At 65.1% G+C, this 24840-nt stretch carries 25 protein-coding genes and 1 tRNA gene; 9 read left to right on the forward strand and 17 right to left on the reverse strand.

Annotated features, from left to right (window positions below):
- Positions 1-21 precede the first annotated feature (21 nt).
- Positions 22-957, forward strand: coding sequence for a methionyl-tRNA formyltransferase (gene fmt, locus ALC15_RS08325; RefSeq protein ID WP_050626818.1), 936 nt, complete (start codon positions 22-24; stop codon positions 955-957).
- On the forward strand, positions 957-1694 hold the full coding sequence (gene truA / locus ALC15_RS08330; protein WP_050626819.1) for a tRNA pseudouridine(38-40) synthase TruA: 738 nt from the start codon (positions 957-959) through the stop codon (positions 1692-1694). The genes fmt and truA overlap by 1 nt, the downstream gene beginning before the upstream one ends.
- 194 nt (positions 1695-1888) lie before the next feature.
- On the opposite strand, the gene dapE is transcribed toward truA, so the two are convergent.
- From dapE to rpmH, 11 genes are all read right to left on the reverse strand, one after another.
- Positions 1889-3043, reverse strand: a complete 1155-nt coding sequence (dapE, locus tag ALC15_RS08335; RefSeq protein WP_050626820.1) for a succinyl-diaminopimelate desuccinylase — start codon at positions 3041-3043, stop codon at positions 1889-1891.
- Positions 3044-3060: 17 nt separating this feature from the next.
- Entirely contained in the window at positions 3061-3681 is a 621-nt protein-coding gene (locus ALC15_RS08340) for a DUF805 domain-containing protein (RefSeq protein ID WP_050626821.1), read from the reverse strand.
- Positions 3682-3752: 71 nt separating this feature from the next.
- Entirely contained in the window at positions 3753-4598 is an 846-nt protein-coding gene (gene dapD / locus ALC15_RS08345; protein ID WP_050626822.1) for a 2,3,4,5-tetrahydropyridine-2,6-dicarboxylate N-succinyltransferase, read from the reverse strand.
- A gap of 243 nt (positions 4599-4841) precedes the next feature.
- A complete protein-coding gene (locus ALC15_RS08350; protein ID WP_094193762.1) occupies positions 4842-5531 on the reverse strand; it encodes a pyrimidine 5'-nucleotidase in 690 nt (229 codons plus the stop codon).
- Between the two features lie 190 nt (positions 5532-5721).
- Positions 5722-6708, reverse strand: a complete 987-nt coding sequence (locus ALC15_RS08355) for a DUF1036 domain-containing protein (RefSeq protein ID WP_050626823.1) — start codon at positions 6706-6708, stop codon at positions 5722-5724.
- Positions 6709-6767: 59 nt separating this feature from the next.
- The gene (gene argB / locus ALC15_RS08360) at positions 6768-7661 is read right to left on the reverse strand and encodes an acetylglutamate kinase (RefSeq protein WP_029083632.1); all 894 of its coding nucleotides are present in this window, start codon (positions 7659-7661) and stop codon (positions 6768-6770) included.
- 182 nt (positions 7662-7843) lie between these two features.
- Positions 7844-8215 (reverse strand): DUF423 domain-containing protein, encoded by a 372-nt coding sequence (locus tag ALC15_RS08365; protein ID WP_050626824.1) that lies wholly within the window; start codon positions 8213-8215, stop codon positions 7844-7846.
- The gene (gene yihA / locus ALC15_RS08370) at positions 8212-8865 is read right to left on the reverse strand and encodes a ribosome biogenesis GTP-binding protein YihA/YsxC (RefSeq protein WP_050626825.1); all 654 of its coding nucleotides are present in this window, start codon (positions 8863-8865) and stop codon (positions 8212-8214) included. Before yihA ends, ALC15_RS08365 begins: the two co-directional genes overlap by 4 nt.
- A 128-nt stretch (positions 8866-8993) precedes the next feature.
- The gene (gene yidC / locus ALC15_RS08375) at positions 8994-10865 is read right to left on the reverse strand and encodes a membrane protein insertase YidC (protein ID WP_050626826.1); all 1872 of its coding nucleotides are present in this window, start codon (positions 10863-10865) and stop codon (positions 8994-8996) included.
- A 3-nt stretch (positions 10866-10868) separates the two neighbouring features.
- On the reverse strand, positions 10869-11249 hold the full coding sequence (gene rnpA, locus ALC15_RS08380; protein ID WP_050626827.1) for a ribonuclease P protein component: 381 nt from the start codon (positions 11247-11249) through the stop codon (positions 10869-10871).
- A gap of 31 nt (positions 11250-11280) precedes the next feature.
- Complete coding sequence (gene rpmH / locus ALC15_RS08385; protein ID WP_008542748.1) at positions 11281-11415, reverse strand: 50S ribosomal protein L34; 135 nt, start codon at positions 11413-11415, stop codon at positions 11281-11283.
- A 363-nt stretch (positions 11416-11778) separates the two neighbouring features.
- On the opposite strand from rpmH, the gene ALC15_RS08390 reads away from it, so the two are divergent.
- From ALC15_RS08390 to ALC15_RS08400, 3 genes are all read left to right on the forward strand, one after another.
- The gene (locus ALC15_RS08390; protein WP_050626828.1) at positions 11779-13257 is read left to right on the forward strand and encodes a sensor histidine kinase; all 1479 of its coding nucleotides are present in this window, start codon (positions 11779-11781) and stop codon (positions 13255-13257) included.
- A gap of 151 nt (positions 13258-13408) precedes the next feature.
- Positions 13409-13485, forward strand: a tRNA-Arg gene (locus tag ALC15_RS08395).
- Between the two features lie 172 nt (positions 13486-13657).
- Positions 13658-13927, forward strand: a complete 270-nt coding sequence (locus ALC15_RS08400; protein WP_050626829.1) for a hypothetical protein — start codon at positions 13658-13660, stop codon at positions 13925-13927.
- Positions 13928-14045: 118 nt separating this feature from the next.
- Here the strand turns inward: ALC15_RS08400 and ALC15_RS08405 are convergent, their stop codons facing one another.
- The 3 genes from ALC15_RS08405 to ALC15_RS08410 form a co-directional block, all read right to left on the reverse strand.
- A complete protein-coding gene (locus ALC15_RS08405) occupies positions 14046-16076 on the reverse strand; it encodes a YgiQ family radical SAM protein (protein WP_050626830.1) in 2031 nt (676 codons plus the stop codon).
- A 167-nt stretch (positions 16077-16243) separates the two neighbouring features.
- The gene (locus ALC15_RS44105; protein WP_157860885.1) at positions 16244-16393 is read right to left on the reverse strand and encodes a hypothetical protein; all 150 of its coding nucleotides are present in this window, start codon (positions 16391-16393) and stop codon (positions 16244-16246) included.
- A gap of 34 nt (positions 16394-16427) precedes the next feature.
- Positions 16428-17204 (reverse strand): SDR family oxidoreductase, encoded by a 777-nt coding sequence (locus ALC15_RS08410; RefSeq protein WP_050626831.1) that lies wholly within the window; start codon positions 17202-17204, stop codon positions 16428-16430.
- Between the two features lie 126 nt (positions 17205-17330).
- Between ALC15_RS08410 and ALC15_RS08415 the strand changes: the two genes are divergently transcribed.
- From ALC15_RS08415 to ALC15_RS08430, 4 genes are all read left to right on the forward strand, one after another.
- Positions 17331-18233 carry a LysR family transcriptional regulator gene (locus tag ALC15_RS08415; RefSeq protein WP_050626832.1) on the forward strand — a complete coding sequence of 301 codons (903 nt, stop codon included), beginning with the start codon at positions 17331-17333 and terminating at the stop codon, positions 18231-18233.
- Positions 18234-18414: 181 nt separating this feature from the next.
- On the forward strand, positions 18415-19215 hold the full coding sequence (locus tag ALC15_RS08420; protein ID WP_050626833.1) for a sterol desaturase family protein: 801 nt from the start codon (positions 18415-18417) through the stop codon (positions 19213-19215).
- A complete protein-coding gene (locus ALC15_RS08425) occupies positions 19202-19486 on the forward strand; it encodes a DUF5658 family protein (RefSeq protein ID WP_050626834.1) in 285 nt (94 codons plus the stop codon). The genes ALC15_RS08420 and ALC15_RS08425 overlap by 14 nt, the downstream gene beginning before the upstream one ends.
- Positions 19487-19639: 153 nt before the next feature.
- The gene (locus tag ALC15_RS08430) at positions 19640-20017 is read left to right on the forward strand and encodes a hypothetical protein (RefSeq protein WP_050626909.1); all 378 of its coding nucleotides are present in this window, start codon (positions 19640-19642) and stop codon (positions 20015-20017) included.
- Positions 20018-20092: 75 nt separating this feature from the next.
- Here the strand turns inward: ALC15_RS08430 and ALC15_RS08435 are convergent, their stop codons facing one another.
- From ALC15_RS08435 to ALC15_RS08445, 3 genes are read right to left on the reverse strand one after another with little or no spacing between them, the layout of a single operon-like run.
- The gene (locus ALC15_RS08435; protein ID WP_050626835.1) at positions 20093-21589 is read right to left on the reverse strand and encodes a sugar ABC transporter ATP-binding protein; all 1497 of its coding nucleotides are present in this window, start codon (positions 21587-21589) and stop codon (positions 20093-20095) included.
- Positions 21586-22683, reverse strand: a complete 1098-nt coding sequence (locus tag ALC15_RS08440; protein WP_050626836.1) for an SMP-30/gluconolactonase/LRE family protein — start codon at positions 22681-22683, stop codon at positions 21586-21588. Before ALC15_RS08440 ends, ALC15_RS08435 begins: the two co-directional genes overlap by 4 nt.
- Positions 22680-24803 (reverse strand): ABC transporter permease, encoded by a 2124-nt coding sequence (locus tag ALC15_RS08445; RefSeq protein ID WP_050626837.1) that lies wholly within the window; start codon positions 24801-24803, stop codon positions 22680-22682. The genes ALC15_RS08440 and ALC15_RS08445 overlap by 4 nt, the downstream gene beginning before the upstream one ends.
- Positions 24804-24840: the final 37 nt, after the last annotated feature.

A 24840-nucleotide genomic window follows, 5' to 3' on the forward strand; every position in this document is an offset into this window, starting at 1 on the left:
CGGCCCGATCGAGCCTGTCTCATGCCTCTCCGTTTGATCTTCATGGGCACGCCGGATTTCGCGGTGCCGACGTTGCTGGAGCTCGTGGCCCATGGCCACGAGGTCGTGGCCGTCTACACCCGCGCGCCGAAGCCCGGCGGGCGGCGCGGCCTGCAATTGCAGCCGACGCCGGTCGAGCAGGAGGCGCGCCGCCTCGGCATTCCGGTACTCACGCCGAAGACGCTCAGGACGCCGGAGGCGCTCGAGGAGTTTCGCGCCCATGATGCGGATGCCGCCGTCGTCGTCGCCTACGGCATGATCCTGCCGCAGGCCATCCTCGATGCGCCCAGGCTCGGCTGCTTCAACCTGCACGCCTCGCTCTTGCCGCGCTGGCGCGGTGCCGCGCCGATCAACCGCGCCATCATGGCGGGTGATGCCGAGAGCGGCGTGATGGTCATGAAGATGGATGTCGGGCTCGACACCGGCGACGTCGCGATGGCCGAGCGGCTGCCGATCACGGACAGCATGACGGCATCCGACCTGCACGATGCGCTGGCGCCGCTCGGCGCCGATCTGATGGTGCGCGCGATGGGCGGGCTCGAGCGCGGCGGGTTGCAGCTGACCAAGCAGAGCGAGGACGGCGTCACCTACGCCGCCAAGATCGAGAAGGCCGAGGCGCGGATCGACTGGAAGCAGCCGTCGCGCGCGGTGTTGCGGCACATTCACGGGCTGTCGCCGTTCCCCGGCGCCTGGTGCGAACTGACAGGTGAAGGCGAGCCGGTACGGCTGAAGATCCTGCGCTGCGAGCTCGCCAAGGGTTCGGGCCAGCCGGGCGATGTGCTGGACGACAATTTCGCGATCGCCTGCGGCGACGGCGCGGTCCGGATCCTCGAATTGCAGCGCGCCGGCAAGACGCCGACGAAGGCGGCGGACTTCTTGCGCGGCACGCCGCTGAAGCCGCCCGCGCGGCTCGGCTGATGCCCCGCTACAAGCTCATCATCGAATATGACGGCACGCCGTTCTCCGGCTGGCAGATCCAGGACACCGCGCCGACCGTGCAGGGCGCGCTGGAGGCAGCGGTCAAGGCGATCTGCGGCGAGGATGTGCGCGTCCACGGCGCGGGGCGTACCGACGCCGGCGTGCATGCGCGCGGCCAGGTCGCGCATTGCGACATCGCCAAGCACTTTCCGCCGGGCCGTTTCCGCGACGGGCTGAACGCGCATCTGCGGCCTAATCCGATCGCGGTGCACGCGGCCGATATCGTGCCCGACGATTTCGAGGCGCGCTTCTCGGCGACCAAGCGGCACTATCTCTATCGCATCACCAACACCCGCGCGAACCTCGCGCTCGACATCGGCCGGGTCTGGCGGGTGCCGCGCGCGCTCGATGCTGATGCGATGCACGCCGCCGCACAGCGCCTGCTCGGCAAGCACGACTTCACCACCTTCCGCGACACCGAGTGCCAGGCCAGATCACCGGAGAAGACGCTCGACCAGCTCGACGTCACGCGCGAGGGCAGTGCCATCAACATCGTGACGTCGGCGCGCTCGTTCCTGCACAGCCAGGTGCGCTCGATGGTGGGATCGCTGGTCTGGGTCGGCGAAGGCCGCTGGAGCGCGGACGATCTTTTTGGCGCGCTGGCCGCCCGCAACCGCGCCGCCTGCGGCCCCGTCGCGCCGCCGGACGGGCTCTATTTGATGCGGGTGGATTACTAGACGGCGCGAATGATCCCGTAGGATGGGTAGAGCGAAGCGAAACCCATCATGTGCGCCGCGGATCCGAAGTGACGGGTTTCGCTTCGCTCTACCCAGCGGACGGACTGCATCTGGTATGGGCGGATTGCCGGTGACCCCAATCCCTACTGTGCATGGGGTTGTTTTCGATATTTGTGTCCAGCCAAGCGGCCGGATCAGGCAAAATACCGCTCCAGCACGCCTCGATATATCCGCGTCAGCTTCTCGAGGTCAGCCACCGGCGTGCGCTCGTCGATCTGGTGCATGGTCTGCCCCACCAGGCCGAACTCGATGACAGGGCAATAGCTGGAGATGAAGCGCGCGTCCGAGGTGCCGCCCGAGGTCGAGAGCTCCGGCTTGCGGCCGGTGACCTCCTCGATCGCGGCGACCGCGAGGTCGGTGAACGGGCCGGGCTGGGTGACGAACACGTTCGAGTTCGACGGCTGCCAGTCGATATGGGCGCGGATGCGGTTGCCGCAGGCCTTCGCCAAGCGTTCGTCGACTAGCTGCCGCAGGCTCTCCTGGGTGTGATTGTCGTTGTAGCGGATGTTGAACTTGGCGCGCGCCTGGCCGGGGATCACGTTGCTCGCGGTGTTGCCGACATCGACGGTGGTGAATTCGAGGTTGCTGGCCTGGAATTGCGCGCTGCCGTGATCGAGCGGCTCATCGCTCAGCGCCACGATCAGCCGCGAGATATCCGGCACCGGGTTCGAGGCGCGGTGCGGATAGGCGACGTGGCCCTGCACGCCGTCGACCACCAGCGTGCCGGATTGCGAGCCGCGCCGGCCGATCTTGATCATGTCGCCGAGCACCTCGACATTCGAGGGTTCGCCGAGCACGCAATGGTCGAACTTTTCGCCGCGCTCGGCGCACCATTTCAGCAGCTTGACGGTGCCGTTGATCGAGACGTCTTCCTCGTCGCCGGTGATCAGGAAGGAGATCGAGCCGTTTGCTTTGCCGCCATGGTCTTGCAGATATTGCAGCACCGCGGCGACGCTGCAGGCGATGCCGCCCTTCATGTCGACGGCGCCGCGGCCATAGAGATAACCGTCTTTCACCTCGCCGGAGAATGCGCCGAGCGTCCATGCCGCTTCATCACCGGGCGGCACCACGTCGGTGTGGCCGGCAAAGGTGATATGCGGCGAGGAAGTGCCGATGCGGGCATAGAGGTTGTCGATATCGGCGGTGCCGGGCTCGGAGAACGTCACGCGGTGGACGTCGAAGCCTGCGGTTTTCAGCAAATTTTCGAGAACGCCGAGCGCGCCGGCATCGGCCGGCGTGACGGAAGGGCAGCGAACCAGATCGCGGGTAATCGAGACGGCATCATTCATGCGCCTCGCTTAACACGTCACACCGCGGGTGGACCAGCTTTGTGCGGCACGATATCGAGCTCGCTCTGCTGATCCCAGCCCTGCGTGGAGCGCGACCCGCTGCCGTGGCCGCCGCCGCGGCTCACATGGGTTTTTCCCAGCGGATTGGGACCGTAGCGGTTGGGGTAACTTGTGCCGCGCAGGAAGGCGAGCTCGATGAAGCCCCAGAAATAGAGCACGAACACGATCGTGCCCGCGGCCATCATCACATAAGACTCGTCGGGAAGCCGACCTCCGAACTGGCTCATGAGACCCGGGATCGCGAAGTACGGGACCATCCACCAGCCGCTCTTGTCCCGGTCGTGCAGGCGCTTTATCGCGACCGCGATATAGACCCAGACGAACAAGAACGTTCCGCAGGCCTTGACCAGCAGGGTCGGCAATCCGGCCCATGTCAGTGATTTATAGCTGTCGGGGTCGAAGGCCCGGAAGATATCGTCGATGTTGAAGCCAAACGAGCCGGTCTTGCCGCCGAGGCCGGCCAGGACCACGAGCGCGGCCAGGAACATCATCCAGCAGACGATGATCAGCGTACCGAGCCAGAACTTGGCCCGGTTGACGCGGCCCTTGAAGCCGAACAGGTAATTGGCCCAGTCCATGAAAAAACTCCGGGCGGCGGCAATGTTTCGCGGCCCGGAGTTTTGTCGGCGTCAGGTCGAGATTGGTTCGATCAGTCCCGCAGCAGCTCGTTGATGCTGGTCTTGGCGCGGGTGCGCTCGTCGACGCGCTTGACGATCACGGCGCAGGCGGTGGCAGGGCCGGGCTGGCCGTTCTTCATCGGCTTGGCGGGCAGGGTGCCGGGCACCACGACGGCATATTCCGGCACCTCGCCGACGAAGATCTCGCCGGTCTCGCGGTCGACGATCTTGGTCGAGGCGCCGAGGAACACGCCCATCGACAGCACCGCGCCCTTGCGCACGATCACACCCTCGGCGACCTCGGAGCGCGCGCCGATGAAGCAGTCGTCCTCGACGATCACCGGCTCGGCCTGCAGCGGCTCGAGCACGCCGCCGATGCCGACGCCGCCGGAAATGTGCACGCGCTTGCCGATCTGGGCGCAGGAGCCGACCGTCGACCAGGTGTCGATCATGGTGGCTTCATCGACATAGGCGCCGAGATTGACGAAGGAGGGCATCAGCACGACGTTCCTGGCGATGAACGCCGAGCGGCGCACGATCGCACCGGGCACGGCGCGGAAGCCGGCGTCGCGGAAGCGGTTCTCGCCCCAGCCCTCGAACTTCGAGGGCACCTTGTCCCACCACGATGCCTTGCCCGGGCCGCCCGCGATCTGGCCCATGTCGTTGAGGCGGAACGAGAGCAGCACGGCCTTCTTCAGCCACTGATTGACCTTCCACTTGCCGCTGGCCTCACGCTCGGCGACACGGGCCTCGCCCTTGTCGAGCAGCTCCAGCGCGTGGTCGACGGCCTCGCGGACCTCGCCTTTGGTCGAGGTCGAAATGCCTTCGCGGGCGTCGAACGCGGTGTTGACGGTGGTTTCGAGGGCAGACAGCGACATCGGGACGATCCTTGGGCGTATCGGAGATATGACGGGAATTTTGCAGGGCTTTTTCGGAATTTGGGGCTGCGGAGTCAAGGCAAACCCGGCCGCCGAGCAGTGTCTCTCCTCCGTCGTCCCGGCGAAGGCCGGGACCCATAACCACGAATCCTGGTTGGGTTGCACGCTGTGGCCCCAGCGTGCCGCATCACCAACAATCGGGGTAATGGGTCCCGGCTTTCGCCGGGACGACGTATGGAGGGATCAGGGCTTCAACCGCTGCAGGAAACCCGTGAGATCATCCGTGACATGGTCGACATGCGCCGCATCGCGGCCTTCGAGCTCCCAGGTCTCGCGCACTACTTCCTGGCTGCCGTCGGGCACCACCAGCACGGTGGTCATGCCGAGCTCATGCGGCACCACCAGATTGCGTGCGAGGTCCTCGAACATCGCGGCTTTCGCCGGATCGACGTCGTGCAGCCTGAGGAACTTCTGGTAGGTCTGCGGCGCAGGTTTCGGCTCGAGATCGGCGGCGATGATGTCGAACACGCCGTCGAAATGGTGACCGATGCCGAGCCGGCCGAGCACCGCATCGACATGGTCGACCGAGCCGTTGGTCAGGATCAGCTTGCGCCCCGGCAGTTCGGCGATCGCAGCCCCCATCACCGGATTCGGTTGCAGCGGCGAGTGGTCGATCTTGTGCACATAGGCGAGATAGTCGTCGGCCTGCACGCCGTGCTCGGTCATCATGCCGCGCATCGTGGTGCCGTAGCGCAGGTAATAGTCCTTCTGCAGCCGCCGCGCCTCCTCGGGCGAGATTTTCAGCCAGTTGCCGACGAACTCGCCGATCCGCGCATCGACCTGCTGCCACAGATTGACGTGATGCGGATACAGCGTGTTGTCGAGGTCGAACACCCAGGTCTCGACGTGAGCGAAGCTGCGGGGAGTTTTCATTATTGCCCTCCAGCGATCAGCGCGAACGTCGCAGAGCCCTCCGCCGTCGTCCTGGCGAAAGCCAGGACCCATACCGCGGAATCTATCAATAAGGCACGATGCCCGTCGTTCTTCGCCAAACGCAGTCTTGTGGTTATGGGTCCTGGCTTTCGCCAGGACGACGGTGATGTATGTGGCGCCAGCGTCTTCATCATGGCATCGCAAAGCGCAGCGTCTTGCCGCCGCTGGTCATGTCGACGGTGGTGAAGCCGAGCGCGGTGAGGCCGCGGGTGGCGCAATCGCCTTGCTCGTTGACCTCGAACTTGCTTTCGCGGGTGCAGAGCTGCACCGCGCCGCCCCAGTTCAGCGGCTTGTCCTTGATCTTGATGGTGCGGTTGTCGCCGTCGACCGCTTCGGCGAAGGAATAGATCTGCTTCGGCGTGCCTGACACGTCGGGATGCAGGCATTTGCCGGGGTCGATGCGATACCAGCCGCGGCTGGTCACCGCCTTGCCGTCGTCGGTCGCGACCGCGGCCATCACCTTGTACTGGGTATCGTTGCACCAGGTCAGCCCTGAGGCGGACGGCTTCTGCACGGCATCGACCATGGTGGTGAAGAAGCTCGGCGACTGCACGATGTCGCTGGCGAGCCCGCGGCTCTTGAGGAAGGCCGACAGCGCGCTCTGCGTCTTCGGCCCGTCGACGCCGTCGATCGGCGCCGCATCGTAGCCCGCGATCACCAAGAGACGCTGGATGCCGGCGAGCCGCGCCTGCTCGTCGTCATACTCGCTGTCCTCGGCGAGGTAGGCGACGAGATTGCCGTCATCGGTTTGCGTCGGCGTGATCTGGGTAAATTGCGCCGGCGTCTGCCCGGAGCGGCATTGCCGCGCGGCGGCGATCACGAAATTGTCCTGCGCGACGCAGAGCGTATCGGTGCCGTTCTGCGGGATCGGCGAGGCGCCGTAGACGCCGAGCGCGCGGGCATTGAGCAGCACGCGATCGGCGGTGAGCGCGCCCTGCACCACGACCCGGCAGGTCGCGGGATCGATGCGGAACCAGCCGCGGGTTGCGGTTGCGGCCTTGTCGTCGATGCCGATCGCGGCCTCGATCACGTAGCTCATGCGGTTGCAGAGCTTGAGGTCGGCATGCGCCGGCGCCGACGAGAACAGGAACGACATCAGCGCGGCCGGCAGCGACATCGCGAGCCGCGCCGCCGGCGACCGGCGAGGGATCCTCGCCGTGTGTCCCGTGCCTGCCATTACTTGTGGATCAGCGTGCCGGTGCCCTGGTTGGTGAAGAGCTCGAGCAGCACGGCGTGCTGGGTCTTGCCGTCGATGATCACGACGCCCTGCACGCCCTGTTCGAGCGCGTAGATGCAGGTTTCGACCTTCGGGATCATGCCGCCGGAGATCGTGCCGTCGGCGATCAGCTTGCGCGCTTCCTTGATCGACAGGTCCGGAATCAGCTTCTTCGACTTGTCGAGCACGCCGGGCACGTCGGTCAGCAGCAGCAGGCGCTTGGCCTTCAGCGCACCCGCGATCGCGCCGGCAAAGGTGTCGGCGTTGATGTTGAGCGTCTGGCCGTCCTGCGAGGTGGCCAGCGGCGCCAGCACCGGGATCAGCTCGTAGCCGATCAGCTGGTTGAGCAGCGTCAGGTCGACCTTTTCGGGATCGCCGACGAAGCCGAGATCGACCGCCTTCTCGATGTTGGAATCGGGGTCGACCATGGTGCGCGTCGTCTTCGACGCCTTCACCATGTTGCCGTCCTTGCCGGAGAGGCCCACGGCTTTGCCGCCGGCCTCATTGATGTAGCCGACGATCTGCTTGTTGACCGAGCCCGCCAGCACCATCTCGACGATCTCGATGGTCGCGGCGTCGGTGATACGAAGGCCGGCGGCGAATTCCGACTGGATGCCGAGGCGCTTCAGCATGGTCGCGATCTGTGGCCCGCCGCCATGCACGACCACCGGGTTGATCGCGGTCTGCTCGAGCAGCACGATGTCGCGCGCGAACGCCTTGGCGGTGTCCTCGGCGCCCATGGCATGGCCGCCGTACTTAATGACGATGGTTTCCTCGTCATACTCCTGCATGTGCGGCAGCGCCTCGGACAGGATGCGGGCCTGATCGAGCGGGCTGATGTGCTGGTCGGTCATGGGGCTGGGCTCATCGTCAGCGGAGGGACGGGCGCGGTTCTATCTGATTGCCGGGCAGGGCGCAAAGCGTCTTGACCCTCTGCCCTTGTGGGAGAGGGGCGCTTCGCACAGCGAAGCGGGGTGAGGGGTCTGTCCCCTCCTATGGCCACCTTTTCCCACATGGGGAGAAGGAAGAAAGGCAATTATGAACCCTTCGGCCACATCGCCGAAACCGCCAGCACCAGCCAGCTCAGGATCAGCAATGTTCCGCCGGTCGGCGCGGCCATCGGAAACAGTCCGTGGCCGGCATACTGGCGCAGCACCAGGTCGCCCGCGAACAATGACGCCGCGATGACGAAGCCGGCCGCGGCCACGATTCCGAGCTTGGCATGAACGATCGCGCGGTCCGCGACCGCAATGGTCGCGATAACGGCGGGTACATGGAACAGCAGCATCGAGGACGCCGCCGCCAGCCGCGTGGCATCAGGCAAATGAGCCGCGGCCGCCGCCAGCATCACGCCGCAGGCGCCCATCACGGCGGCGCAGACGATCAGGAATCGGGATACGCCGCTCATCGACGCCGTTCCTCGATCAGGCGCACCATGGCGGCGCGCAGCTCCGGCATGCCATCGCCGGTGCGCGACGAGGTCACCAGCACGTCGGGGAACGCGGCGGGATGTTTTGCCAGCGTCGCAATGGTATCGGCGATCGTGGTCTTGAGTTCGCCGGCCTTGACCTGGTCGGCCTTGGTCAGCACGACCTGGTAGCTGACCGCGGATTTATCCAGCGTCTTCAGCACGTCGAGATCGACGTCCTTGATGCCGTGGCGCGCGTCGATCAGCACATAGACCCGCGCCAGCGTCGCGCGGCCGAGCAGGAATTTGTGGATCAGCGCCGTCCACGACGCCACCTTGGTCTTCGGCGCCGAGGCGTAGCCGTAGCCCGGCATGTCGACCAGGCGGAAGTTCGCGTTCTCCGGGCCCTCGAAGAAGATCAGCTCCTGGGTCCGGCCCGGCGTATGCGAGGTACGCGCGAGCGCGCTGCGGCCGGTCAGCGCGTTGATCAGGCTCGATTTGCCGACATTGGAGCGGCCGGCAAAGGCGACCTCGAGGCCGGCCATTGGCGGCAACGTCTCGATCGAGGGCGAGGCCCAGATGAAGCGCCAGTCGCCGGCGAACAGCTTGCGTCCCTGCTCGATCAGCTCCGCATCGGGTTCGGTGGTCATCGAAGGGTCCCACTTCGTCTTGGCCGGCGTAGCTCCAGCCGTTCACGTCGACGTCTTGCTACCCTCCAATACGTGGATGCCCGGCACAAGGCCGGGCATGACGCATTGATGGGCGAGGTTGCCGGAAGCTACGTCGGCTTCTTTGCGAACGTCGACTTCAGATTGTCGAACAACTCCACCTTCACGCCGTTCTTGCGCATGATGAAGCTCTGCTGCAGCACCGAGAGCGTGTTGTTCCAGGCCCAGTAGATCACGAGACCCGCCGGGAAGCCGGCCAGCATGAAGGTGAAGATCAGCGGCATCCAGTCGAAGATGATCTTCTGGGTCGGATCCGGCGGCGCCGGGTTGAGCTTCATCTGCACCCACATCGTGATGCCCATGATGATCGGCCAGATGCCCATCACCAGATAGGCGCCGAAATGCGGTCCGAGCAGCGCGATCGGATCGAACGGGATCAGACCGAACAGCGTGAACAGGTTGGTCGGATCCGGCGCCGAAAGGTCCTTGATCCAGCCGAAGAACGGCGCGTGCCGCATCTCGATGGTGATGAACAGCACCTTGTAGAGCGAGAAGAACACCGGGATCTGCAAGGCGACGGGAAGACAACCGGCGATCGGGTTGATCTTCTCCTTCTTGTAGATCTCCATCATCTCCTGCTGCTGCTTCACGCGGTCGTCAGGATAGCGTTCCTTCAGCGCCTGCAACTGCGGCTGCACCGACTTCATCTTCGCCATCGAGGCGTAGGACTTGTTGGCGAGCGGGAAGAACAACAGCTTCACGATCACCGTCACCAGCAGGATCGCGATGCCGAAATTGCCGACCAGGCGATAGAACCAGTCCAGCGCCAGGAACATCGGCTTGGTGATGAAGTAGAAGTGGCCCCAGTCGATCAGCAGATCGAAATGGTTGAGGCCGAGCTGCTTGTTGTAGCCGCCGAAGCCGACCAGCGGGAAGTTGAGGCCGACGGTCGCGGCTTCCTTGGCGCCGGCGAACAGCCGCGCGTTGGCAACGCCGGTGCCGCCGATCGGGATGGTCTGCGCGCCGAGCATGTAGTCGGCCTGGTAGCGCTTGTCGCCGGTGGTGAACCGCGCGCTTTCGAGCGTCGCGTTGGTCTCGGGCAGCAGCGCGGTGGCCCAGTATTTGTCGGTGATGCCGAGCCAGCCGTCGGTGACCTTCGAGAACACGATGCCGCGCGAATTGCCGCCGGTCGAGGTCTTGGCCTCGTCGAGGTTCTTGTAGGTGTACTCCTGCAGGCCCTGTTCGCCGAGATAGCCGATCGGGCCTTCGTGCAGGATGGCGTAGCCCGACACCGGCGGCTTGCCGCCGCGCGAGATCAGGCCGAACGGATACAGCGTCACCGGCGCGCTGCCTTGATTGTTGACCTCATCCTTGATGCTGAAGAGGTAGCGATCGTCGATCGAGATGGTGCGGCGGAAGGTCAGGCCCTGGCCGTTCTCATACTTCAGAACCACGGGGGTGCTCGGCGACAGGCTGTTCGACCCCTCCTGCTGCCAGACGGTCTCGGCGTTCGGGGTCTTCACCGACGCGCCGTTCGCGGTCAGCCACAGGAACTCGGCATAATAAGGCTCGGCGGTGCCCGACGGCGACAGCAGCACGACAGCCGGCGATTTGGGATCGACCGTCTCGCGGAACTGGACCAGCGCCAGATCGTCGATCCGGGCGCCCTTCAGCGCGATGCTGCCGATCACGCGCGGAGTGTCGATCTTGATGCGCGGGCCCGAGGCGAGAACCGTCTCGCGGCTCGCCACCGGCGCGTCAGCGGCAGGCGTGCCGGGTGCGGGGGATGGCGTTGCCGTGGCTCCGGGAGCGGCGCCAGGCGCGGCACCCGGCGTCGCCTGCGGCGCCGGCTTCAGCAGCTCGGCCTGCTTCTGCGCCTCGCGCTGCTTCTCCATCTGCGGCACATTGTAGAAATATTGCCAGGCGATCAGGACGAGGCCGGACAGAATGACGGCAAGGATCGTGTTGCGGTTGTCGGACATCTCTTAGGGTCTCGTCATTCCATTCGGATTGGGCGCGCGTTTGTTACCCGCCTTTTGCGCAGGCCGGTCGAGGCGGCGCAGCGCCGACCGCAGGTCGTCAATCATGGTCGCAAAGTCGCGGGTCAGCGCGTCACGGCGGCCGACTAGCACATAATCATGGTGTGGCCGCATGAATACGGCATCGACCCGTCTCATCACTTCGCGAAGCCGGCGGCGGATGCGGTTGCGCTCGGTCGCGGTGCCATTCTTCTTGGTGACGGTATAGCCGACGCGGATCGGGCCCTGATCGTCGCGCGGGCGGCCCTGCAGCACAAAAGCTGCGGTATTCGCCCGTGCGCCATTGGCAACGGCGAGGAAATCCGCCCGCTGCCTCAGCCGATCCATAATGGTATCTCCGGGGAGGAGACGTCCGGGCTCAGGCGCTCAGGCGCTTGCGGCCACGCGCGCGACGCGCGGCGAGGACCTTGCGGCCGCCGGCCGTGGCGAGACGGGCGCGGAAGCCGTGACGGCGCTTGCGCACCAGTTTGCTGGGTTGATAAGTCCGCTTCACGGGTAATTCTCCGCTGACCGGGCAATTTGCCGTTGTATTGAGATGGAGTCCGGTGATGCTGGCGGGCCCAAACGAGCCGTTTACGGCCCCAAAGAGCCGCCCCCGGTCAAGAACCGGGCCATCGCGGACAGTTGGCGCGGCTTATAAGGGAGCGCCCTGTTTTCGTCAATGTCACAGGGCGTCGCAAAGAGGCTTCTTTGAAACGTCGCAATTGGGGCGAATATAACTGTTTTCGCGGGGTTTTTGACGGTGAGGAGCGCTTCTGGGCGTTCGGGGAACCGCCGACATTAGCGATCCGTAATTTGACCGGCTTGGGGGCCGGGCCGCATCTTCCGACCCCTAAGCCAAACAAGGCCTTATCTTGTGGCTCTAACTGACGATCAGGCGACCGCGCAGAACCAGCGGCCCAAGCCGACCCTGCGGCTCGGGTTGTCGGGCAAGCTTTTGCTGCTGACGATTCCGCTGGTGATGATCGCCGGGCTCCTGATCTACGTTCCGGCCATCGCCAACTTCCGCATGAACCGGCTCAACGACCGCCTGGCCGCCGCCAATACCGCAGCGCTGGTGCTCGATGCCGCCCCTTCGGGCCTGGTGCCGGATTCGCTGGCCCGGCAGATCCTGACCAGCATCGGCGCCCGCGCGGTCGCCATCAAGCTCGGTCAACAGCGCCGCCTGCTCGCCAGCGCCGACCTGCCGGCCGCGATCGATCATGACGTCGACATGCGGGACATGACGGTGTGGTCGGCGATCGTCGACGCCTTCGAGATCATGCTGGAGCACGGTGACCAGACCATCCGCGTGGTCGGTCCGGCGCCCGGCCAGGCCCAGTTCATCGAGGTCGTGATCGACGAGAAGCCGCTGCGGCAGGCGATGTACCGCTTCTCGCGCAACGTGCTGGTCGTTGCGCTCCTGATCGCCGGCCTGACCGCCGGCCTGGTCTACCTGGCGCTGCATTATCTGTTCGTGCGGCCGATGCGACGGCTGACCGCGAGCCTGGTCGGCTTCCACGAGAATCCGGAGAGTTCGGCGCGAATCATCGTGCCGAGCCAGCGCGGCGACGAGATCGGCGTTGCCGAGCGCGAGCTTTCGGACATGCAGCGCGACCTCGTCTCGATGCTGCATCAGAAGAGCCGCCTCGCCGCGCTCGGGCTCGCCGTCTCCAAGATCAACCACGATCTGCGCAACCTGTTGGCGTCATCGCAATTGCTGTCGGACCAACTCGCCAGCGTGCCCGACCCGCGGGTGCAGCGCTTCGCGCCGAAATTGCTGCGCTCGCTGGAGCGCGCCATCGCGTTCTGCCAGTCGACATTGTCCTATGGCCGCGCGCAGGAGGCGGCGCCCGACCGCCGCGTGATCATGGTGGAGCCGGCGGTTGCCGAGGTACGCGAGTCGGCTGGGCTTGCGACTGACGTCTCGATCACCTGGATCAGCGCGATCGAGCGCGGCCTGACCATCGACGCTGACCCCGACCAGTTGTTCCGCGTGCTGCTCAACCTGGTGCGCAACGCAAGCCAGGCGCTGGAAAGCCGGCAGGACGGCGATGGCGGTGCGCAGCAGATCCGCATCACGGGCCGCCGCGAGGGCACGGTTGCGATCATCGAGGTATCCGACACTGGCCCCGGCGTTCCGGCCAAGGCGCGCGAGCATCTGTTCGAGGCGTTCCAGACCTCCGGCCGCCCCGGCGGCAGCGGGCTCGGCCTTGCGATCGCCGCCGAGCTGATCCGCGCCCATGGCGGCCACATCCATCTGGTCGAGGGCACCATCGGCGCCACCTTCCGGATCTCGATCCCGGATCGCCCGGTGGAATTGCTGTCGGTCCGCAGCGAGCGGGCACGGGCGTAAGGCCGTTCCGGTACTCCGGGGCGGCTAGAGCGTTCCGAAAATGGCGTTTCCAGAGCTTGCCAACTGGACCGGGAGCCTGTAGCTAGAGCGCTCTTTCGCGACGTTCCGGGGCTCCCGGAGCCATGCGGGCTTCAAGCCCTGCAGCGAAAATGCGCCCGTAGCTCAGCTGGATAGAGCATCAGACTACGAATCTGAGGGTCGGACGTTCGAATCGTTCCGGGCGCGCCATTCATCTTTGATTTCATTGGGTTTTTAAGGCATGTGCCCAGCGGCGAGACCGCTGTGCTCGGACCTCTCGTGCCGAGGCGCGGTCAAATACTTGTGCGGCGCAGTATGTGTTGTTGCATTGCAACAAAATCGGCCTATGTCGGCTTCTCAAGTCCGATTGAGGAGCCTTCACGTGACCAAGATTTCCCTCGCCATCATTACTGCCGCCACCCTCGCGATCGCGAGTGCAACGGCCGCATCCGCCACAGAGCTTCCGACTTACGAAGCCGCGGGCCTGCCGATCTCGCCGATGCAGGCTGGCGTGCTCGGCGCCGCCAATGTCCACGAGCAGGCGCCGTCAGCCGCGACGTCGGCCACGCCGCATCAGCTCAACGTTCTGACGCCGCGAAACAAGATCACGACCGCGCGGGCTTCCGCCCGGACCGACCGCTCGCTGCACTGACCGGCATAGCCGGTCCTGTCCGAGAGGGCCGCGACACCATCGCCGGCCTTCTCGGTTTCGCACAAGCCGCGGCGTGTAGCGAAAAATCTCCTCGCCGGCTGAACGCCCGGCGTCCTACCTACTTGCCCATCCGCAGGCCTTTGGTGGTGAAGCGCTGTGACTTGTCGCCGGGGCGCAGGGGGCGTCGTGTGCCGGCGGCCTTGCCGGTGCCGGGCGGTTGGTGCGCGGGCACGAGTTGGTCGGGGCGCGAGCCGATCAGATCGCGGCGTCCCATCTGGATGAGCGCTTCGCGCAGCACCGGCCAATTGTCAGGGTCGTGGTAGCGCAGGAACGCCTTGTGCAGCCGGCGCTGCCGGAGTCCCTTGATCGCCTCGACCTTGTCGCTCGCGCCGCGGCGCACGCCACGCAGCGGATTGACGCCGGTGTGGTACATCGCGGTTGCGGTCGCCATCGGCGAGGGCAGGAACGTCTGCACCTGGTCGGCGCGGTAGCGGTTCTTCTTGAGCCAGAGCGCGAGGTTCATCATGTCCTCGTCGGTCGTGCCCGGATGCGCGGCGATGAAATACGGGATCAAATAGTATTTCTTGCCGGCCTGCTCGGCCGCGGCATCGAACATTTTCTTGAAGCGGTTGTAGGCGCCGATGCCCGGCTTCATCATCTTGTCGAGCGGGCCGCGCTCGGTGTGCTCGGGCGCGATCTTCAGGTAGCCGCCGACGTGATGGGTGACGAGCTCCTTGATGTATTCGGGACTCTCGACCGCGAGGTCGTAGCGCACGCCCGAGGCCACCATCACGCGCTTGACGCCCTTGACCTCGCGCACCTTGCGATAGAGCCGGATCAGGTCGTCATGCGAGGTGTTGAGGTTCGGACAGATCTCGGGGAAGACGCAGGACGGCCGCCGGCACGCCGCCTCGATCTTCGGATCCTTGCAGGCCATCCGGTACATGTTGGCGGTCGGCCCGCCAATGTCTGAGATCACGCCGGTGAAGCCCGGCGTCTTGTCACGGATGCGCTCGATCTCGCGCAGGATCGAGCCCTCCGAGCGGTTCTGGATGATGCGGCCCTCGTGCTCGGTGATCGAGCAGAACGTGCAGCCGCCGAAGCAGCCGCGCATGATCGTCACCGAGAAGCGGATCATCTCCCAGGCCGGGATCTTGGCGTCCTTGTAGGAGGGATGCGGCGCACGCGCGTAGGGCAGGTCGTAGACGGAATCCATCTCGGTCGTCGACAGCGGGATCGGCGGCGGATTGAGCCACAAATCGCGGTCGCCGTGACGCTGCACCAGCGGCCGCGCGTTGCCGGGATTGCTCTCCCGGTGCAGCACGCGCGAGGCGCGGGCATAGGCATCGCGGTCCTGCTCGACCTGCTCGCAGGCCGGCAGGCGGATCACGACGTTGCCCGCCTGGCGCGCTGCGCCTTCGTCGGCGGAGTCGAGATCGTCGGCATGCAGTTCGGCGTAATCCTCGGGCACGCGGCGGAACAGCGCGACGCCTCTGATCGAGTCGAGATCGCGCGGCGCCTCGCCATTGGCGAGCCGGTGCGCCACCTCGACGACGGCACGTTCGGCGTTGCCGTAGAGCAGAAGGTCGGCCTTGGCGTCCGCCAGCACCGAGCGGCGCACCTTGTCGGACCAATAGTCGTAATGCGCGATGCGGCGCAGCGATGCCTCGATGCCGCCGAGCACGATCGGCACGTCCTTGAACGCTTCGCGGCAGCGCTGCGCATAGACGATGGTGCAGCGGTCCGGACGGCGGCCGCCTTCGCCGTCGGGCGTGTAGGCGTCGTCATGGCGCAGCCGCCGGTCCGCCGTGTAGCGGTTGACCATCGAATCCATGTTGCCGCCGGTGACGCCGAAGAACACGCGCGGCTTTCCCAGCGCCTTGAACGGCTCGGCCGATTGCCAGTCGGGCTGCGCGATGATGCCGACCCTGAAGCCCTGGGCCTCCAGCAACCTGCCGATGATCGCCATGCCGAAGCTCGGATGGTCGACATAGGCATCGCCCGTCACCAGCACGATATCGCATTGGTCCCAGCCGAGCGCCGTCATCTCGGCACGGTTCATCGGCAGGAACGGCGCCGGCTTGTCGGCGCGCGACTGGTGGCGCGGCCACGACGTCAGGGAAATTTCGGCGTTGGCAAGGGTGCTCATGGCGGCCACGCATAAGACTCCGGCGTCGCGAATTCAACCAATCAGCATGCCGTCCGGCCCGATTGCGAATTGCCATGGCCGAAGAGTTCCGGATCGGGCTGAAGGGGATCGGAATGGCGATCGGCAAATCATCTGATATCTCAATAGCATAAGAGATCGGCGCGGTGTCATTCTTCTGCATCCTCCCGATCGGTAATCTCGGCGATGACATTGGCGGCGTTCCCTGAAATGGCCGCCGCCAATGGCTGCTTCGGACTGATCGACTCTTCCGGTGCGGAAACCGAGTGAAAGAGGTACGAGCCGGTTTCGGCATTCAATCTCGATCGACGGTGCCGTGGTTGGTCGGTCGCCTCAGGTGCGCGTGATCGAGAGGCCGCCGTCGACCAGCAGCGCGGTCCCGGTGACGAAGCTGGAATCTTCCGACGCCAAATAGAGCACCGAGCGCGCGACTTCCTCGGGGCGACCCACGCGCTTGAGCGCATGCAGGTTGGTGACGAAGGCCGCCTTGTCCGGGGTGTCGTTCATCTCGCGATACATCTCGGTCTCGATCGCGCCGGGCAGCACTGCGTTGACCCTGACGTTCTGCGGGCCGAACTCGGACGCGAGCGTCTGCGTCAAGCCGATCAGGCCGGACTTGCTGGCGGCATAGGCGGCGACGCCGGGGAATGACGAGCTGTAGCCGACGAAGGTCGAGGTGAAGATCACCGATCCGCCGCCATGCTTGGTCATCTCGGCGATCTGGTGCTTGGCGCCCAGGAACGAGCCGGTGAGGTTGATCGCGACGGCATCGTTCCAACCGGCTTCGGAGACGCCGGTCGAGGCGCCGCCCTCACCGAGCGTGCCGGCGTTGTTGAATGCGATGTCCAAGCGGCCGAATGCCTTGACCGCCAGCGCGACGAGCGCCTTGGCATAGTCTTCCGAGCGCACATCGCCGGCGAGCGCGACGGCCGTCCCGCCGTTGGCCTTGATCTCGTCGACCAGGCTCGCCAGCTCGCTTTCCCGCCGTGCGCCGACCACCACCTTCGCGCCTTCGGCCGCGAACAGCTTGGCCGTGACGCGGCCGATGCCCGAGCTCGCGCCGGTCACGATTGCAACCTTGTTTGAAAGACGTCCCGTACCCTGTGCCATGTCCGTTCTCCGGTTCGGCCGCGCCAATCGCGGCGTGATGGCAACCTGATTAGACGCTCACAGAACTGGAAAGAAGGCACAGAAAATGGTCTTATCATTCATCTTTTATGAACGATCGAGGCTGCCATGGACCGTCTGCGTGCCTTCGAGGTGTTTGCCACCGTGGTTGGCCAGGGATCCTTCACCCGCGCGGCGGACAAGCTGGAGACTTCGCCGGCCAACGTGACCCGCTACATCAACGAACTGGAGGAGATGCTCGGGGCGCGCCTGCTCAACCGGACCTCGAGGCACCTGTCGCTGACCGACACCGGCAAGACGCTGTATGATCGCGCGCTCTCGATCCTGGAGGAGGTGGCGGAGGCGGAGGCGATCGCGTCCTCCACTGCGATGCAGCCGCGGGGACGTCTGCGGATCAACGCGCCGCTGAGCTTCGGCATTCTTCACCTTGCGCCGCTGTGGCCGCGTTTCATGGCGCGCTATCCGGACATCGAACTCGACATCAGCCTGGTCGATCGGCTCGTCGACCTTGTCGACGAGGGCTTCGATCTGGCTGTCCGCATCTCGCGGGGAGGATCGCCGAGCTTGATCAGCCGCAAGCTCGCGGTAATTCGTCACTTCGTCTGTGCGTCACCGGATTACGTCGCGCGGCATGGCGCGCCGCAGACCCCGGATGACATCAGGAATCACGCCTGCATTGCCTATGCATATTCCGCGTCGGCCGAGGAATGGCGGTTGCTCGACGGAGACGGCAGGCTTCACACGGTGCCGGTATCCAACATCTTCAACACCAACAACGGCGAGACGGCTTGCGCGGCAGCGTTGGCCGGCTTCGGATTGATTCTGCAGCCGACGTTTCTGATTGGAGAGCTGCTGCGGCAGGGCCGCCTGGTCCGCCTGCTGCCGGGCTATCACACGCCCGAGACCGACGTGCTGGCGGTTTACCCGAGCCGCCGCCACGTCGGCGCAAAGGTGCGGGTGATGGTGGACTTCCTGGTCGAGGCATTCCGCGGCAAGCCGCCGTGGGATTGACGTGCGATCGAAGCCCGCACGAGCCAATGTCCGGGCAAAATCGGCTCGAGGACGAGGGAACGCCCGTAAAAACCCTGCTTGCGCCCGCCGGGGCGTTGAGAAAAAATAAGGTTTTTCAGTCTATAGGCGGCAGAATGTTTTGTTCATTTTGTCCGGCCTTTGAACCGGCGGGTCGTCGCTCATGCCGAGTGAGATTTCAAACGCCGTTTTTTGCGCGGCGGTCATTCTGGGTGTCGTCTACGGCAGTCGCATCCTGGAGAAGACGTGGCCCATCGCGGAAGTTTCCGGCGACGAGTTTCGTGCTGATTGGCTCGCGGTCATCGTGAGCGTCGGGTTGGAGCACCTGTTCGCCCCGCTTGCTGCGATCAGCGCTGGTGCGATCGCAAGCTATGCCGGACTTGGTTGGATCAAGCTGCCGACCGAAGGTTACTGGTGGTTCGTCTCGTTCGCGATCGTGGTGGTGGCGCTCGATCTCTACAAGTACACATTCCATCGGCTGCAACATGCGGTCCCCTTTCTTTGGGCGATGCACTCGTTCCACCACAGTGCGAACGGCATTACGTTCATCACCGGTGGCCGCCATTTCTGGTTGGAAAGGGTGCTGTCCGACGCCTTTCTTCCGATCATAGCGATCCTGTTTCGGATCCCGCCGGACATGGCGATCGCTGCGGCATTCATCTTCTTCCTTCCCGATGCCTGCGCGCATCTCAACGTCCGCATCCCGCTCGGCCGCTTCGTGACCTGGATCAACAATCCGCAATGGCATCGGATCCATCATTCGGTGCAGATCGAGCACCGCGACAAGAACTTTGCCGCCTTCTTCCCGCTCCTGGACATTCTGTTCGGCACGGCGTGGGTGCCGAAGCCGGGCGAGTATCCGGCAACCGGACTTGTGCCTCCCGAGCGGGCCGACATCATCAACAGCATCATCTGGCCGATCCGGCATCTTCGGCATGGGGAGTCTAAGAATGAACTGGGTTAAGGGCCTTCTACTGTTCGTCGCGTTGATTCTCGGATACGCCGATCTCGAGTCGACGAATGTGATCCTGAATCTCGGGCTCGGCGAGTTGAACCCGTTCATGCATATGGCGCAGACATGGTTCGGAGTGTGGTGGCTGGTCCCCAAACTCGGTCTCACCTTCGTCCTGACGTGGCTGCTCTGGCGCAGCAACAATGTCTACAACATCGCTCTCGTCGTCGCCTTCTGCTCGACGCCTGTCTTGAACAACCTCGTCATCATCGCCGGAAACTGAACCGCACACGCATTCCGTTGCCGGAACAGGCGACGCGCGCGTCTTGTGGCGGGCGCGCAAACTTTCGTTTGAACTCGCAGAACCTGGCCGTGCTGTCTGGCGACAAACTCTGGAGTGACGGAGGATCGCGTGGCGCGATCGGGAGAATGAATGATGTCGGACAGGCTTGCTCTCAGCTGCATCGTCGCTGGCGCCCTGATGCTGGGGGCGCTGGGTGCGACGGTGCACGCGCAGACGCCGTCGAGCTGCAAGGAGCCGCGGTCGGGCACCAGCCGCGTCCCGATCCTGTCGCCGCCGCTCGCCAATGTGGTGACGGGCAAGGGACGGTTGCAATTCTACTCGGCGCCGAATCTTCACTGCCCGATCAGCGGGGTGTTCGTGATCCCGAATGACGAGCTGGTCGCGTACGCGCAGACCAATGATGGCTGGTCGTCGGTGACGTACTTCCATTCAGGGACAGACAACGACGTCTCAGGTTGGGTAAGGTCGGCGAGACTGAAGGCGACCGGGACCGTCGGTCCAAAGCAGTAGCGGGCAAACGGGGCCGCGGCAGACGCGGCTTCCTTGGCGTGGCCCAGCAGGCCACGACGCATGCCTCTTGCGGCATCAATGGATCGCCGCGTACATGATCTTCTCCTCGGTGGCTTCGAGTGCGGAGAACTCCTCGACCACCTTGCCCTGGCGCGAGACCAGGATGCGGTCGGACAGCGCCATGATCTCGGGCAGATAGGACGAGATCACCACCACCGCCTTGCCCTCGTCGGCGAGCCGGTTGATCAGCTCGTGGATCTCGACGATGGCGCCGACGTCGACGCCGCGGGTCGGCTCGTCGAAGATGATCAGCTCGGGCTCCTGCACCAGCGATTTGGCGATCACCACCTTCTGCTGGTTGCCGCCCGACAGCTCGACCACCTTGGCCTCGTCGCCGATGGCGCGCACCTTGAGCCGCTGGATCCAGCTCTTGCCCACGCTGTTGGTCTCGCGCCGCGACAACAGCATCCGCCCGCCGGGAAACTTCGAGAGCAGGCCGAGATAGATGTTGCGTGCGATCGAGGCGGTCTCGAAGAAGCCCTCGACCTTGCGATCCTCGGTCACATAGGCGATGCCGGCCTTCACCGCCGGCGCCGGTACCCGGTAGCGCACCGGCTTGTCGTGCAACAGGATCTCGCCGCCGTGGAAGAAGTCGCGTTTCAAGACGCCGGATACGATCTTGAAGGTCTCGGTGCGGCCGGCGCCGACCAGGCCGAACACGCCGGTGATCTGCCCGGCGAACACCGACAGCGAATTGTTCTTCACCATCGGCGCCATCTTGAGATTCTGCACCGTGAGCACTCGCGCGCCGGCCGGTCGGACGCTGGCCTTCCGCGCGCCGTACAGCGTGTTCGAGAGGTCGCGGCCGACCATCGCCTGCACGATCGCAGCGCGGTCGAACTTCGCCGCGTCGTCGGTGATGACGTGCTTGCCGTCGCGCAGCACCGTGATGCGGTCGGCGAGCAGCAGGGCCTCTTCCAGTGCGTGCGAGATAAAGACGATCGAGACGCCGCGCTTCTTGAGATCGCGGACCAGGTCGAAGAAATACTTTTTCTCCTCCGGCGTCAGCGATGCGGTCGGCTCGTCGAAGATGATGACCTTGGCCTTGTGCAGGACCGCGCGCGCAATCTCCACCATCTGCTTCTTGGCGGCGCCGAGCCCGCTCACGGTCGCGGTCGGCGTCACGTCGAAGTTCAGCGACTGCAGAAATTGCTGGGCGGCGATGTAGATGCCGCGCAGCCGATTGTAGAACTTCTCCTGTCCGAGAAACAGATTTTGCGCGACGGTCATGGTCGGCACCAGGCTGTTCTCCTGGAACACCATGGCGATGCCGAGATTGCGTGCCTCGAGCGGCGTGCGCGGCGCGACGTCCGAGCCGTCGACCGTCATGCCGCCCGAGGTCAGGGTCACGACGCCGGCCATCACCTTGGTCAGCGTCGACTTGCCGGCGCCGTTCTCACCGACCAGCGCGTGGATCTCGCCGCGGCGGAGGTCGAAATCGACCCCCTCAATGGCGGGTACGCCGGCGTAGAGCTTGGTGGCCTTGCGCAGGGACAGCACGGTGTCGCTCATGAGCCTGTCTCCTCGGCAAGCCCGGCGAGGGGCAGTTTCAGCACGCGGCCCGGTCCTTTGGCGATCAGCACGAGGTCGCCGCCGAGCTCGAGCGCTGCGACGACGCCGTGATTGACGCCGTCGACCCGGCTATGCAGCGAATAGAGCGGCTTGCCGTCTTCGCCGAGCCGGATCACGAGGCCGTAGGAGCGCGGCGGCGCCCACGGCTTGATGACGCCCATCGTCTTGATGTGCGCGCCCTGCATCGGTTCCTTGAACGAGAAGCCCGAGCGGAGTCGCGGCGCCACCCAATAGGCCGGGTCGATCTCGGCCATCATGCGGCGCCGGTAGGCCGGCTCGCGCAGCACGAATTCGATCAGCTGGGTGCGTGCCGTGAACGCGGTGAGCCAATAGCCGCCGCCGGCAGCCTTCGACAGCCGCGACGGATAGACCGGCAGGTGGCCGAGCACGATCTGCGGCGGCCTGCCATTCGTGATAAGGACGAGACGATGCCGCCAGCTCTCGCTGACCAGCACACCGTCGCCGCGCGCGCAGGCGCCGAAGGCGTAGCCGAGCCTTGCGGCCAATGGTTTCACCGAGCGGGTCCTGGGATCGAGCCGGAACACGCGGCCGCTCCGGTTGAGCTCCATCAGGTCGCGGGCCCAATCGTCGACGCCGCAGGTCGCCGAGCCGTCGGTCGCGATCAGCGTGCCGTCGTCCGCCAGCGTCAGCGCATTGATCGCATTGAAGGCGGCGTCGCTGAACGTCACGCCCGGTTCGGCCGCCGAAGGACTGGTGTAGAGACGTACCTCGCGGCCGCCGAGCGCGACCGCGATGCCGCCGTCCGCAAGCGCGCAGAGCGCCGAGATCGGCTGCTCGAAGCTGCGCAGCTCGGTTGCGGCGCTGCCGTCGAGCCGCAGCAGGCGCCGGCCGTCGGCGACATAGAGGTTGCGGCCGTCGGTTGCGAGGTCCTCGGGCGCCTCGCATTCCAGCAGCGTGGTTGCGGCCTCGAGTTTCTGGTTGGGCTTGAGCGCACCGTCGAACGACGGCACGGTGATGGTGGCCTCGCCGCGGCCGAGAAAGCGGTTGGCGAATTCCCTGACGGCCGCGATCACGACAGCTTCCCCCAGCGCTTGTCATACTGCACGAAGTTCGGATCGGCATTCGTCAGCTTGTAGCGGCCGATCCGGTTGTTCATGATGCCGCCGAGATAGAGATAGCCGCGATGCTCCCGCATCGAGGTGATCATCGGATGGTTCTCGCCGCGCAGGTCCCAGAACGATTCGAGGATCTTGCCCTGCTCGTTGAACTTGACGACACAGCCGGTGTTGATGTTCGGGAACAGCCATTCGTCGACCGGGACGCGCTTGGCCATGCGGCGGCGGAAGCCGGGCATCTTCCAGGCGAGGTCGAGCGAGGGGCTGCGCATGCCGACCAGCGCCAGCCAGTAATTGCCGTCGGAGGCGAGATTGATGTTGTCGGGATAGCCCGGCAGATTGTCCATCACCACCTCGACCTGGCCCTTCTTCGGCCCCGCGAACCACAGCCGCTTGATCGAGCAGCCGAAGGTTTCGGCGAACAGGATCGACTGGCCGTCGCTGGCGACGCAGATGCCGTTGGGGAATTTCAGGCCGCGCAGCGCGGTGTGGGTGGCGCCGGTCTTGGTGTCGTAGCAGATGATGCGGCCGTTGCCGCGCGCCTCGAGGCCGTCGATCGGCCATTCGTCCATCTCGTAGCGCACGGTCGCTTCCGAGAAGAAGATCAAGCCGTCATCGGTGATGTCGAGGTCGTCGGCCAGCCGCAGGCGGCTGTCGTCGTTCACCGAATGCATGCTGCGGTTGGTCTCGTCGGTCGCCTTCTCGACGGTGCCGTCGGGCTTGATGCGATAGAGGCCCATGCCGCCGATGCAGACATAGAGATTGTCCTGCCGGTCGAACGCCATGCCGAGCGGCTGCCCGCCGATATGGGCGAACACCTCCATCCGCTGATAGTCGGGCGCGAGGAAGCGCATGATGTCGCCATGGCGCGAGCCGGCGTAGAGATTGTCGTTGCGATCGAGGATCACGTCCTCCGGAGCTTCGATGCGACCGAGCCCGATCAGTTCGACATCGCGCAGCTTGTCGTTCTGCTCGAACGGGCCACCCTGGCCGATCTCGGTCGGAGGTGGCGGCGGCAGCGCGTGATAGGTCGGCGCGACATAGACCTTGCTGATGATGCGGGTGCGGTTCTTCTGCCAGCGGATATCGACCATCGCCGCGACCAGCAGAATGCCCGCGAGCGCCATGCGGTTGATGCCGCCGCGTGCATTGAGCGTGGTCAGGCCGTTGGTGATCAGCAGCACGATCAGCACGCCGACCAGCGATTTGGCGACCGAGCCCTTGCCGCCGCCGAGCGTGATGCCGCCGAGCACGGTCGCGGTCAGCACGATCACCTCGAGGCCGACGCCGATGTCGCCGCCGACGGTGCCGAGCCTTGCGGCAAAGAACAGCGCGGCGATGCTGGTCAGCACGCCGCTTGCGACATAGCACAGCGCGATGGTGCGGCGGACCGGAATGCCGGAATTATAGGCCGAGCGGCGCGAGCCGCCGATCGCCGTGATGTGCCAGCCCGGGCGCAGCCGCGTCATGAAGATATGGCCGAAGATCGCGATCGCGATGTAGACCAGCGCGACGCTCGGAATGCCGAACACGTCGCCGCCGCCGATGAAATTCCACGACGGGATGTCAGGGAAGGCCGCCGCGATCGAATTGGAGTAACGCTGGATCAGCAGATCGAACGCCGACCGGTAGATGATCAAGGTGATCAGCGTGGTGATGAAGGCGCGGAGCCGCAAGTAGCCGATCAGGACGCCGTTGACGGCGCCGAGCAGCGCGCCGCAGGCGAGGGTGGTGACCACCACCGCGGGCACCGGCCAGTTCAGCACGTCGAGCAGATAGAGTGCGCAGAAATCCGTCAGCGCGAAGATCGAGCCGACCGAAAGATCGATGCCGCCGACGATGACGACCAGCGCCATGCCGAGTCCGATGAAGCCGATCTCGCCGGCCTGCCGGGCGGTGTCGGCAAGGCTGGATGGCGACAGGAAATGATCGATGGAGCGGCTGAGCGCGAAGCCGACGATCAAAAGCAGGATCACCGGAATTGCGGTCTCGGTCCAACGCTTGGACAGGATCTCGCCGAGGAGATGATCCGGCCAGTAGCGGTAACGCAGGCTCGTCAAGGTGTCGCGCATCGGCATTCCAGCAAGGCGTTCGATTTTCTGAGAGATCGACGTT

It is taken from the genome of Bradyrhizobium viridifuturi, from assembly GCF_001238275.1.
GTDB lineage: Bacteria > Pseudomonadota > Alphaproteobacteria > Rhizobiales > Xanthobacteraceae > Bradyrhizobium > Bradyrhizobium viridifuturi.

Excerpts from the sequence above, each read along its gene's own strand:
- ALC15_RS08365 (WP_050626824.1), bottom strand. The coding sequence starts at position 8,215 with ATGAGCGGCGTATCCCGATTCCTGATCGTCTGCGCCGCCGTGATGGGC.
- ALC15_RS08430 (WP_050626909.1), top strand. The coding sequence starts at position 19,640 with ATGTCGGACAGGCTTGCTCTCAGCTGCATCGTCGCTGGCGCCCTGATG.
- yidC (WP_050626826.1), bottom strand. The coding sequence starts at position 10,865 with ATGTCCGACAACCGCAACACGATCCTTGCCGTCATTCTGTCCGGCCTC.
- ALC15_RS08420 (WP_050626833.1), top strand. The coding sequence starts at position 18,415 with ATGCCGAGTGAGATTTCAAACGCCGTTTTTTGCGCGGCGGTCATTCTG.
- ALC15_RS08410 (WP_050626831.1), bottom strand. The coding sequence starts at position 17,204 with ATGGCACAGGGTACGGGACGTCTTTCAAACAAGGTTGCAATCGTGACC.
- ALC15_RS08415 (WP_050626832.1), top strand. The coding sequence starts at position 17,331 with ATGGACCGTCTGCGTGCCTTCGAGGTGTTTGCCACCGTGGTTGGCCAG.
- ALC15_RS08350 (WP_094193762.1), bottom strand. The coding sequence starts at position 5,531 with ATGAAAACTCCCCGCAGCTTCGCTCACGTCGAGACCTGGGTGTTCGAC.
- argB (WP_029083632.1), bottom strand. The coding sequence starts at position 7,661 with ATGACCGACCAGCACATCAGCCCGCTCGATCAGGCCCGCATCCTGTCC.
- ALC15_RS08425 (WP_050626834.1), top strand. The coding sequence starts at position 19,202 with ATGAACTGGGTTAAGGGCCTTCTACTGTTCGTCGCGTTGATTCTCGGA.
- fmt (WP_050626818.1), top strand. The coding sequence starts at position 22 with ATGCCTCTCCGTTTGATCTTCATGGGCACGCCGGATTTCGCGGTGCCG.
- yihA (WP_050626825.1), bottom strand. The coding sequence starts at position 8,865 with ATGACCACCGAACCCGATGCGGAGCTGATCGAGCAGGGACGCAAGCTG.
- ALC15_RS08340 (WP_050626821.1), bottom strand. The coding sequence starts at position 3,681 with ATGGACTGGGCCAATTACCTGTTCGGCTTCAAGGGCCGCGTCAACCGG.
- ALC15_RS08405 (WP_050626830.1), bottom strand. The coding sequence starts at position 16,076 with ATGAGCACCCTTGCCAACGCCGAAATTTCCCTGACGTCGTGGCCGCGC.
- dapE (WP_050626820.1), bottom strand. The coding sequence starts at position 3,043 with ATGAATGATGCCGTCTCGATTACCCGCGATCTGGTTCGCTGCCCTTCC.
- rnpA (WP_050626827.1), bottom strand. The coding sequence starts at position 11,249 with ATGGATCGGCTGAGGCAGCGGGCGGATTTCCTCGCCGTTGCCAATGGC.
- ALC15_RS08435 (WP_050626835.1), bottom strand. The coding sequence starts at position 21,589 with ATGAGCGACACCGTGCTGTCCCTGCGCAAGGCCACCAAGCTCTACGCC.
- ALC15_RS08355 (WP_050626823.1), bottom strand. The coding sequence starts at position 6,708 with ATGTCGCTGCCGGCCGCGCTGATGTCGTTCCTGTTCTCGTCGGCGCCG.
- dapD (WP_050626822.1), bottom strand. The coding sequence starts at position 4,598 with ATGTCGCTGTCTGCCCTCGAAACCACCGTCAACACCGCGTTCGACGCC.
- truA (WP_050626819.1), top strand. The coding sequence starts at position 957 with ATGCCCCGCTACAAGCTCATCATCGAATATGACGGCACGCCGTTCTCC.
- ALC15_RS08445 (WP_050626837.1), bottom strand. The coding sequence starts at position 24,803 with ATGCCGATGCGCGACACCTTGACGAGCCTGCGTTACCGCTACTGGCCG.